Annotated in this window: 1 protein-coding gene and 1 pseudogene; both read left to right on the forward strand. The window is 68.8% G+C overall.

The window, feature by feature from the left end:
* Nucleotides 1-229, forward strand: a pseudogene (locus AC1DYN_RS32210) (hypothetical protein); the annotation flags it as partial.
* A partial coding sequence (locus AC1DYN_RS32215) for a secretin GspD/PilQ domain-containing protein (protein WP_477966813.1) occupies nucleotides 226-2,072 on the forward strand: 1,847 nt, incomplete at its 3' end. The pseudogene AC1DYN_RS32210 and the gene AC1DYN_RS32215, both read left to right, overlap by 4 nt.

Below are 2,072 nucleotides of genomic sequence, written 5' to 3' on the forward strand. Positions count from 1 at the left end.
GGCCCCGCCGCTGCCGTTCCGCGTGCTCGGCCGCTATGCCGACGGGGGCGAGGTCGCGGTGTTCCTGCAGTACAACGACCAGAACCTGGTCGTGCGCGTCGGCGACACCGTGGCCCAGAACTACAAGGTGGAGAGCCTGCAGGGCAGCACCCTGACCCTGCTCTACACGCCGCTGAACCAGAAGCAGACCCTGGACGTCGGGGGAAGCGAACCGAGAGACATGCGATGAGATGGTTTGATCCCAGGGTCGCGTTGCTGGTGCTGCTGCTGAGCGGCTGCGCCGCGCCGCAGGCCTACCGCGACGCCAATGCGCTGCTGGCCGAAGGCAAGACGACCGAGGGCCTGGCCAAGCTGCAGGAGGCGGTGCGCCTGGACCCGGCGAATGCCGAATACCGCATCGCGCTCGCGACGCAGCGCGCGTCGACCGTCAACCGACACGTGCTGGCCGGCGAGGCGGCGCGCCGCGAGGGCCGGCTCACCGACGCCGAGAAGGCGTACCGCCAGGTGCAGGCGATCGAGCCCGACAACGCGATGGCGCGCCAGGGCCTGGACGCGCTGCTGACCGAGCGGCGCCACCGCCAGGCCGTCGCCGAGGGCGAGGCGCTGCTGCGCAAGGGCGCGTCGGCCGACCTGGACCTCGCGCTCGAGAAGATCCGCCCGGTGCTGGCCGAGAACCCCGGCCAGAAGGACGCGCTGAACCTGAAGGCGCGCGTCGACGAGGCGCGCGGCAAGCTGGTCAAGCCCGAGACGCGCCTGGCCGCGGCCTACCGCAAGCCGATCACGCTGGAGTTCCGCGATGCGCCGCTGAAGTCGGTGTTCGACGTGATCTCGAAGGTGTCGGGCCTGAACTTCCTGTTCGACAAGGACCTGCGCCCCGACCTGAAGGCCAGCATCCTGGTGAAGAACACCTCGATCGAGGACGCGGTGCGCCTGCTGCTGGTGACCAACCAGCTGGAGCAGAAGGTGCTGAGCGACAACGCGCTGCTGATCTACCCGAACACGCCGCAGAAGCTGAAGGACTACCAGACGCTCGCGGTGCGCAGCTTCTACCTGACCAATGCCGACGTGAAGGCGGTGTCGGGCGCGATCAAGACACTGGTGAAGACCAAGGACCTGGTGATCGACGAGCGGCTGGGCATCATCATGATGCGCGACACTCCCGAGGCGATCCGCATGGCCGAGCGCATCGTCGCGCTGCAGGACCTGAGCGACCCCGAGGTGATGCTCGACGTCGAGGTGCTCGAGATCAAGCGCACGCGGCTGCTCGAGCTGGGCGTGCAGTGGCCGAGCCAGCTGACGCTGTCGCCGCTGAACATGGCCACCCAGCCGTGGACGCTGAACGACCTGCGCAACATCAACCGCAACACCATCCAGGCCTCGGTCGGCAACATGCTGATCAACGCGCGCAAGGAAGACACCGACGGCAACATCCTCGCCAACCCGCGCATCCGCGTGCGCAACAAGGAGAAGGCGAAGATCCTGATCGGCGACCGCGTGCCGGTGATCACCACCACGTCCACGTCGACCGGCTTCGTGTCGGAGTCGGTGAACTACGTCGACGTCGGCCTGAAGCTCGAGGTCGAGCCCACCATCTACCTCGACGAAGAGGTGGCGATCAAGGTGAACCTCGAGGTCTCGAGCCTGGTGCGCGAGGTGCTGAGCAAGTCGGGCTCGCTGTCGTACCAGATCGGCACGCGCGGCGCCAACACCGTGCTGCGGCTGAAGGACGGCGAGACGCAGATCCTGGCCGGGCTGATCAACGACGAGGACCGCTCCACCGCCAACAAGGTGCCGGCGCTCGGCGAGCTGCCGGTGCTGGGCCGGCTGTTCGGCAGCCAGAAGGACGACAAGCAGCGCAGCGAGGTGCTGCTGTCGATCACGCCGCACATCGTGCGCTCGATCCGCCGGCCCGACCTGGTGTCGGCCGAGTTCGACTCGGGCACCGAGAGCAGCATCGGCGCGCAGTCGCTGCGGCTGGAGGCGGTGGAGCCGGAGAAGGGCACGCCGGCTGCTGCCGCGCCGCGCGTCGGCCAGCCGGTGCCGCCCGCCCCGCCGCCGGGCGTGGCCCCGGC

Source organism: Rhizobacter sp. P2_D12, from assembly GCF_056404395.1.